Raw genomic sequence first — 8,472 nt, forward strand, 5'->3', positions numbered from 1 at the left:
CTGCCGCCGACCGCACCGGCCGCCTCGACTCACCGCGCGACCGCCCCCGTCGCCCTGCTCACCGCGACCCCGTCCTTGTGACCGGTCCGGCGCGCGGTCACCTTCACGGTGATCTTCTTGCCCTTCTGGGCCGCCTTCAGTACGAGCGAGGACCTGGTCGCCCCCGCGATCGCCTGACCGCCCGAGAACCACTGGTACGCGTATGACGTCGCCGCCGGAGTCCAGGTGCCGGCCGACGCCTTGAGCGTCCTTCCGACCTTCGCCGTCCCGCTGATCACCGGCAGTTTCGTCGCCTTCGGCGCGTCCCCCCTGGCCGCAGCCACCGCGGCCGAGGTCGCCGACCCGCTCTTCCAGCCACTCCTGACCGCCGTGACGGTCACACTGAGTTTCCTGCCGAGCTGCCCGGCGGGAACGACGTACGTGGACGCGGTAGCCCCCACTGCCGTCTGGCCGTCGGTTTTCCACTGGAACGTGTACGAGGACGGAGTCGCCGACCAACTCCCGGGCGCCGCCGTCACCTTGGCGCCCACCTTGACGGTCCCGGTCACCTTGGGGGCGACCGTGTTCGTCAGCTGGGGCTCGGTGACGGTGAAGGTACCGCTCAGGAACTCGCAGCAGGAGGCGAGCACGCTGACGCCCCAGTCACCGACCGGCGCACCCGTCAGATCGAGGGTCGCGGTCAGCGTCCGGTTGTCCGCGGACACCGAGTCCGCCTTGGCGGTCAGGGTCTGGCCGTTGCGGGTCAGCCGCACCGTGGCGGTTGCCGGCAGCGCGGTGCCGGTCACCGTGAGCGTGACCTTGCCGCCGGCGGCACCGGTGACGGGGCTCACCCCGTCGACTCTCACCCGGTCCGGACCGCACAGCGTGGACGCGCACGTCAGTTTGGCGCTGTAGGCCGTGCGGGACGCCTTCTCCGGCAGGCCGAGGACGAACAGCGACGGCGACGACCCGGTGGTCGAGCCCCCCGCCGAACACTGGGGGCCCGAGGTCGACAACGAACAGCCGTTGCTCCAGGCGCTGTTGTAGAGCGCGGGCACCGCCGTGTCCGTAGCCCCCGTGGTGTCCGTGATCTCCGCGTCGAAACGGTCGTACCCAGCGGTGGGCAGGACCGCACACACCGCGGTGTGCGACTCGTCGAGCGTGCCGGTGACCGGCCCATAGCCGTAGGACACCGACGCGACCCTGGTGCACTCCGGCGCGGGGCCGTCGGCGGTCGCGATGCGCAGGGCGTCCAAGTGATACACGGGTGAGGCCCTCAGCGTGGCCGGCGTCTGCACGACGACCTGGTGGGTGACCGACCCGGTGGCCGCGCAGGAACGGTTGCGGAAGGAACACTCGGGGGTGCCGTCTCCGCCGAACACCACGAGATTGGCGGTGCCCAGCGTGTCCCGTACGTCGAGGTGCAGGACGTCGGTAGCCGTGCCGGTGGTGACCTGGTGGCAGTTCAGGGTGCCGGGGTCGCCATACGTACCGGCGACGGACGGACCACCGACCTTCGCCGCGCCAACCCTCGTACAGCCCGCCGAAGAGGCGGTCGCCGTCACATCACGCCGGGTCAGCGTGTACGTGGCAGCCAGGTCCCGGCCCGTGACCAGCACGGTGTGGGCCACGCCCGGGGTCAGCCGGCACAGCGACCAGCCGTTACCGGTGGCGGGGCGGTCGCAGATCTTCTTGCCGGTGGCGTCCAGCACGGAGAACTTCGCCGGTACACCCCCGGACGTGCCGATCAGCTGAAGGAGCTCCGCGTCCGTGTGCGCGTCGGCGGGAATGCTCAAGCACCGTGAGAAAACCCCGTCACCCGTACCGAACACGGCCTTCGCGCCGTCGGCGGCGAAGCTGCCGGCGGGCAGCACCGGGCAGTCGTCCGCGGCGTCGGTGCGGTGGAAGGCGATCGAGTACGGACCGGTGGCATCCTCACCTTCGTCCTCGGTGTGCACCAGCACCCGATAGGGCGCCGTACCGGTCAACGCGCAGTCACCGTCGGCAAGTTCCGCCGCGTCGCACTGCGCCACTCCCTCCCGGTCGTAGACCGCGAGCTCGGTGTCCACCCCGGTGGCGGAGAGCGGGGTGAGCGCGGCGATGTGGGCGCCCCGCGGGACATCCAACGCCAGACAGTCGTACTGCCCGACCGTGCTCAGCTCACCCCGGTACACACCGGTCCCGGTGGCCACACACCCGGCGTCCGAGGCGCGGTCGAGGACGACCAGATCGTCGGCGAAGGCATGGAAGGGATACGTGTCGTCGAGAATCGCGGTGTAGGTGCCCGCGGCGGGCAGCCGACAGGGGTCGGCCCACTCACAGGCGATCTTCCCGGCCGCGTCGTACACACGGACGGGGCTCGCGGAGAATTCGTCGACCTCGTGGACCAGATGGGTTCCGGCCCTGTCGACGGCGAAGGTGAAACAGGAGTCGGCCCGGAAATCCAGGCCCTTCAACGGCCCGAAGGGGCGCACGGACACCGTCCGGCAGCCCTGCGGGTCGGTCAGCGCCCGCACCTTGACCGCGTACTCGGCGGGAAAACCGTCCTGCGCGTGCGTCACCTGGGAGATCACCCGGTAGGGACCGTCGCCGGACAACAGGCAACTGCGGGTGTCCTCGTCGTCCTCCGTGATCCGAGGGCAGATCCGGGCACCGGTCGCGTCGGTGATCCACGCACTCGTCTCGCCGTAGATCTTCGTCCCGTGGACGAGCCGGACGCGCTCACCGGCCCTGCCCTCGAACGCCTGACAGTCGACCTCCAGGTCGCTCACCGACATCCGGCTCACGACGGGCAGGTCCCAGTCGGTACCAACGGCGTCGAAGCAGCCCGAGGTGGCCGAGCCGAGCGGGACAACCGTGACCTCGACCTGCTCGTCGTCGACCCAGCCATTGTTGACGACCTTGACGGTGTACGTCCCGGCCGCAGGCACCTGGCAGCGGCCGGCCGCCCAGATCTCCTCGTCGTAGCAGTCGACTTCGGCCCCGTCAGCGTCGTACATCTGCGTGTACGCGTCGTTGTGGCTGTCCTCCACAGACATCAGATACAGGCCCGCCGCCGCGGCCGTGACCGTGAAGCAGGCGCTGCTTTGGGCCGCCACGGTCACCTTGCCGACCGCGTCACCCGGATCACCGAACGACGCGAGCGCGAGCGGCGCACACTCTTCGTCGGCAACGCCGGCAGCGACAGCGGGACTCGCCCCGGTGAGGGTCAGCAACGAGGCGAACAACGAGAGAAGAGCGACGAACACGGCCGGGTACATGCCCACCCGCCCTCGTCTCCCGGACGGACAGCAGTCGTCGTCGGACAAAGGATCCCCCTGAACCATCGGTCGTTGAGGCGATGCTCGCACACAGGTGTGACAACGCACCCACGAGTATCCGGAGGGAAACAGGGCCCCTAATGGCGCCCGGCCACCCGATCCGCCACCCGCGCCAACCGCGACGACCGCTCCCCGCCCCCGGCCGACTCCCGCCGATCCGCCGCCCGATACGTCGCGTACATCCCCCGCACCCCCACCCACCGCAACGGCTCCGGCTCCCACTTCCGCACCCGGTGCCCCACCCACGGCAGACCCATCAGCTCCGTACGCCCGCCCTGCCCCGCATCCAGCAGCACCAGATCCCGCAACGTCCGCCCCGCGAGATTCGCCGTCGCAACCCCCGAACCGACATAACCCCCCGCCCAGCCAAGCCCCGACGACCGGTCCAGCGTCACCGTCGCGCACCAGTCCCGCGGCACCCCCAACACCCCCGACCAGGCATGCGCCACCCGCACCCCACCCAGCGAAGGAAAGAAACGCACAAGAATCTCCCGCAACGCCTCCACCGTCGCCGCCTGCGTACGCCCGTCGTTGTCCGTCCGCGACCCGAACCGGTACGGCACCCCACGCCCGCCCAACGCGATCCGCCCGTCCTCCGTCCGCTGCGCGTACATATAGGCGTGCGCCATGTCCCCCAGCGCCTCCCGCCCCGCCCAGCCCACCGACTCCCACTGGGCGTCCGTCAACGGCTCCGTCGCGATCATCGACGAGTTCATCGGGAGCCACGTCCGCCGCTGGCCCCTCAACGAGGCCGTGAAACCCTCCGTGCAGCGCAGCACATACGGCGCGCGAACCGTCCCGTACGGCGTGACCGCGTGCCCCGCCCGGATCTCCGTCACCGGCGTCCGTTCACGAACGACGACACCCAGCGCCTCGACAGCCGCCGCAAGCCCCCTGACCAGCTTCACCGGATGCAACCGCGCCCCATGAGGCGTCCACGACGACCCCAGAGCACCCGCCACCCGCACCCGCTCCGCCGTCGCCCCTGCGCCGTACAACTCGCGGTCGTCCTCCCCGTACGACATCTCCACCTCGTGGAAGTCCCTCAACCGCGCCAACTGGGCGGGGGTACAAGCGACTTCGAGCACACCCCCACGCCGGATATCGGCATCGACGCCCTCCTCCCCAGCGACCCGCACCACCTCCCCGACGGTGTCGTTCATCGCCCGCTGGAGCCGCACAGCGGCCTCATGCCCATGCACGCGCGCGTACCGGTCCCGCCCGGCGATCCCGTTGTACAACCAGCCCCCGTTCCGCCCGGAAGCCCCGTAACCGCAGAACTCCTTCTCCAGGACGACGATCCGCAGAGACGGCGCCGCCTTCTTCAGGTAGTACGCCGTCCACAACCCGGTATAGCCGCCCCCGACGACCACCACATCCGCCGTCGCGTCCCCGGCCAGAGGCCCCCGGGGAACGGGCAACCCGTCCTGCGCGTACCAGAACGAAACCCGACCGTTCACCGGCCCACCGACCCCACCCGAACCGCCATCCGCGCTGCTCATAGCGCCGGACGCTAACCCCTCACCGCCCCCGGTGTCTCCCTTGTCCGCTTCGCCTTCCACACCCGCGCATCCCGCCCACGCGTCAACGGCCAACAGGCGAACCCCACCAGCGCAGCGGTGAAATGCCCCAGATCAGTGAACGTCCGCGACACGACGAGCGGCACCCCGTACACGACGAGAACACCCACCACATACACGCACCGCCACCACGGCCGACCGATCCGGTACACCAGCACGGCCACCACTCCCGCCAGCCCGTAACTCACCCCGAAATCCATCGTGTCCGCCGCCGACGCCGGCGCCGAACCGTCCCGGATCGCCCGCCACACCGCACCCTGACTCACCAACGTCGCCAGCACATGCGCACTCACCCACACCACCAGCCACCGCACGGTCCCCAACCACCGCTCGACCCGCGCGTGAAACACCGAGTACAGAACGAGATACGGGGTCCACCACCCGTCGATCCACATCGCACTGGAGATCAACACCCGCACCGGATGGTCCGACAACTCGTTGATGTTCGTCGACCGCTGCCGCAGGAACTCCTCCTGGAACTCCGCCGACATGTGATGCACAGCCACCGTCGTGACGAACAGGACGAACAGCCACACGTACGTGCCCGGAGCACTGCGGACGTACGCCCACACCCGACGCGGGCCCACCGGAAATCGCATGCGCCAATTTACGCACGCACATACAGTCGCCCGGTGAACCGCATCCACATCCCCGACGAACTGGCCGCCACCCAGCTCAAACACAACGGGGACGCGGGACGCGCCTTCATCACCGCACTCCCCGCCCGCGCCGCCGACTTCCTCGACCGCTGGGACCTATGCCTCGACGGCCCCTCCATGCACGGCGTGACAGCCCTCGTCCTCCCGGTCCGCCGACCCGACGACACCCCCGCCGTCCTCAAACTCCAGCTCCTCGACGACGAGAGCGAAGGCGAACCGACCGCCCTGCGCCACTGGAACGGCGACCACGCCGTACGCCTCCTCGACCACGACGCCGCCACCGGAACCATGCTCCTGGAGCGCCTCGACCACACCCGCATGCTGTCCCACCACCCCGACGCCCACGAAGCCACCCTGGTCATCGCCGGCCTCCTCGCCCACCTCACCGCCGAACCGGCCCCACCCGGCATCCGCCGCCTCGACGACATCGCCCAGCGCATGCTCGACCAGGTCCCTTGGGCCCTCGCCCGGACTCCGTACGGCTCTACCCGAACCCTTGTCGCCGACTGCGCCGCAGCCCTCCGCGAAGTCGCCCCCGACCCCGGCGACCGCCTCCTCCACTGGGACCTCCACGACGAGAACGTCCTCACCGCCGACCGAGCCCCCTGGCTCGCCATCGACCCCAAACCCCTCGCCGGAGACCCCGCCTTCGACCTCTGGCCCGCCCTCAACAACCGCTTCGACCCGGACGACGTCGTCTGGCGCTTCGACGCCCTCACAGACGCCCTCTCCCTCGACCGCGAACGCGCCCGCGCCTGGACCCTCGCCCGAGTACTCCAGAACGCCCTGTGGACCATCAAGGACGGCGACCCCCTGGACGAACAGGACCTGGAGCTGGCCCACCGACTGCGCCAGGCCTGACCCAGAACACCCGGCACAGACACCGACACCCTAGGCACCCGCGCCCCCTCACACCGCGCGCTCCATACACACGAGCCGCTCCCGCCCGTCCCACGACTCGGTGACGACGAACCCGAACCGCTCGTAGAGCCCGATGGCCCCGGTCCGCCACTCCCACACGGACAACCGCACGCTGCTGACACCCCCGTCCGCAGCCCACGCAAGCGCCGCCCCGAGCAGACCGGACGCGACACCCCGCCCCCGGAACCCCGGATCCGTCCAGAGCCGCTTGATCTCCGCCCGTCCACCGACAGGGCCGGTCACCACGAGACACCCCACGGCAACGCCCCCGCTCACGGCCACCAGCACGACATCGTCGCGGAACGCGCTCCGAGGATCCGACACCTCCGCCAGATAACGCCCCGGCAACCCCTCCACACCACCGACGGCCACACCTTTCTCGGCCTCGGTCCGCAGGTGATAGTCCGCCAACAACCGGGCCGGCCCGCCCTCGCCAGAGTCCTGCCCCGGCCAACGGACGATCACAACCTCACCCTGCTCAGTCATCGGGCCAGCATCACACAGCCCCGAACACAAAGAAGCCCAGGCCAGCGAGGGGCTGACCTGGGCGGTTGAGCCCCCTATCGGATTCGAACCGATGACCTACGCATTACAAGTGCGTTGCTCTGGCCAACTGAGCTAAGGAGGCGCGCCCGCGCGCGTGCACAGACTGTGCAGGCATGCGTGCCCGAGCAGTGTACCCAGGCCCTGGCCGGTCCCTTCTCGAAAATTTCCGCGAAGTTCACAGTCCTCCACCTACTGACAGACGGCGAAACGCCGGGTACCGTCCAGATTCAGTCCACGTCTGTGGACTACACCACCTTCCACTACGGATCGTCCGGCACGTTCCTGCCGGTGAAGGGGGCCTAGTACCCATGGCCACTGTTTCGTTCGACAAGGCGACCCGCATCTACCCGGGCACCGAGAAGCCCGCCGTCGATGGTCTGGAGATCGAGGTCGGGGACGGCGAGTTCCTCGTCCTCGTCGGTCCGTCCGGTTGCGGTAAGTCCACCTCGCTCCGCATGCTCGCGGGGCTCGAGGACGTGAACGCCGGCGCCATCCGCATCGGTGACCGCGACGTCACGCACCTGCCGCCGAAGGACCGGGACATCGCGATGGTGTTCCAGAACTACGCGCTGTACCCGCACATGACGGTCGCCGACAACATGGGCTTCGCGCTCAAGATCGCCGGCGTCAACAAGGCCGAGATCCGCCAGAAGGTCGAGGACGCGGCGAAGATCCTGGACCTCACGGACTACCTCAGCCGTAAGCCGAAGGCTCTCTCGGGTGGTCAGCGTCAGCGTGTCGCCATGGGTCGCGCCATCGTGCGTGAGCCCCAGGTGTTCCTCATGGACGAGCCGCTTTCGAACCTCGACGCCAAGCTCCGTGTGTCGACGCGTACGCAGATCGCGTCGCTGCAGCGCCGTCTCGGCATCACCACGGTGTACGTCACCCACGACCAGGTCGAGGCCATGACCATGGGTGACCGGGTGGCCGTGCTGAAGGACGGTCTGCTCCAGCAGGTCGACTCCCCGCGCAACATGTACGACCGTCCGAAGAACCTGTTCGTGGCCGGCTTCATCGGTTCCCCGGCGATGAACCTCATCGAGGTTCCGATCACCGACGGCGGCGTCAAGTTCGGCAACTCGGTCGTCCCGGTCAACCGTGAGGCTCTCAAGGCCGCCTCCGACAAGGGTGACACCACTGTCACGGTCGGTGTCCGTCCGGAGCACTTCGACGTCGTCGAGCACAACGGTGCCGCCGCCAGCGCGCTGACCAAGGACTCCGCGGACGCCCCGGCCGGTCTCGCCGTCACGGTGAACGTCGTCGAGGAGCTGGGCGCAGACGGTTACGTCTACGGCAGCGCCAAGGTCGGCCAGGACACCAAGGACCTGGTCGTCCGCGTCAGCGGCCGTGCCGTCCCGGACAAGGGCGCCACGCTGCACGTCGTGCCTCGTCCGGGCGAGATCCACGTGTTCTCGACCTCCACGGGCGAGCGCCTCACCGACTGAGACGCGACCTGAACACCGAGGG

Annotated in this window: 6 protein-coding genes and 1 tRNA gene; 2 read left to right on the forward strand and 5 right to left on the reverse strand. The window is 69.4% G+C overall.

The features are described from left to right. Positions 1–29: 29 nt before the first annotated feature. The 3 genes from STRTUCAR8_RS22755 to STRTUCAR8_RS22765 form a co-directional block, all read right to left on the reverse strand. A complete protein-coding gene (locus STRTUCAR8_RS22755; RefSeq protein ID WP_044472695.1) occupies positions 30–3,239 on the reverse strand; it encodes a hypothetical protein in 3,210 nt (1,069 codons plus the stop codon). A gap of 137 nt (positions 3,240–3,376) precedes the next feature. Continuing rightward, the gene (locus STRTUCAR8_RS22760) at positions 3,377–4,801 is read right to left on the reverse strand and encodes an NAD(P)/FAD-dependent oxidoreductase (protein ID WP_044472696.1); all 1,425 of its coding nucleotides are present in this window, start codon (positions 4,799–4,801) and stop codon (positions 3,377–3,379) included. 11 nt (positions 4,802–4,812) lie between these two features. Further along, positions 4,813–5,478: a rhomboid-like protein gene (locus STRTUCAR8_RS22765; protein WP_044472692.1), complete on the reverse strand. Its 666-nt coding sequence runs from the start codon at positions 5,476–5,478 to the stop codon at positions 4,813–4,815. Positions 5,479–5,511: 33 nt separating this feature from the next. Between STRTUCAR8_RS22765 and STRTUCAR8_RS22770 the strand changes: the two genes are divergently transcribed. Next, complete coding sequence (locus tag STRTUCAR8_RS22770) at positions 5,512–6,399, forward strand: aminoglycoside phosphotransferase family protein (protein ID WP_006378280.1); 888 nt, start codon at positions 5,512–5,514, stop codon at positions 6,397–6,399. A gap of 48 nt (positions 6,400–6,447) precedes the next feature. Here STRTUCAR8_RS22770 and STRTUCAR8_RS22775 read toward each other — a convergent pair whose 3' ends face one another. Then, the gene (locus tag STRTUCAR8_RS22775) at positions 6,448–6,945 is read right to left on the reverse strand and encodes a GNAT family N-acetyltransferase (RefSeq protein WP_044472693.1); all 498 of its coding nucleotides are present in this window, start codon (positions 6,943–6,945) and stop codon (positions 6,448–6,450) included. Positions 6,946–7,013: 68 nt separating this feature from the next. Beyond that, positions 7,014–7,087: transfer RNA gene (locus tag STRTUCAR8_RS22780), tRNA-Thr, on the reverse strand. 226 nt (positions 7,088–7,313) lie between these two features. Between STRTUCAR8_RS22780 and STRTUCAR8_RS22790 the strand changes: the two genes are divergently transcribed. Next, a complete protein-coding gene (locus STRTUCAR8_RS22790; RefSeq protein ID WP_006378278.1) occupies positions 7,314–8,450 on the forward strand; it encodes an ABC transporter ATP-binding protein in 1,137 nt (378 codons plus the stop codon). Positions 8,451–8,472 lie beyond the last annotated feature (22 nt).

The organism is Streptomyces turgidiscabies Car8 (assembly GCF_000331005.1).
In the GTDB taxonomy this organism is placed as follows: domain Bacteria; phylum Actinomycetota; class Actinomycetes; order Streptomycetales; family Streptomycetaceae; genus Streptomyces; species Streptomyces turgidiscabies.

Bases quoted from the DNA above. Each gene is read 5' to 3' on its own strand.
- STRTUCAR8_RS22755 (WP_044472695.1), bottom strand. From the start codon at position 3,239: ATGTACCCGGCCGTGTTCGTCGCTCTTCTCTCGTTGTTCGCCTCGTTG.
- STRTUCAR8_RS22760 (WP_044472696.1), bottom strand. From the start codon at position 4,801: ATGAGCAGCGCGGATGGCGGTTCGGGTGGGGTCGGTGGGCCGGTGAAC.
- STRTUCAR8_RS22765 (WP_044472692.1), bottom strand. From the start codon at position 5,478: ATGCGATTTCCGGTGGGCCCGCGTCGGGTGTGGGCGTACGTCCGCAGT.
- STRTUCAR8_RS22775 (WP_044472693.1), bottom strand. From the start codon at position 6,945: ATGACTGAGCAGGGTGAGGTTGTGATCGTCCGTTGGCCGGGGCAGGAC.
- STRTUCAR8_RS22790 (WP_006378278.1), top strand. From the start codon at position 7,314: ATGGCCACTGTTTCGTTCGACAAGGCGACCCGCATCTACCCGGGCACC.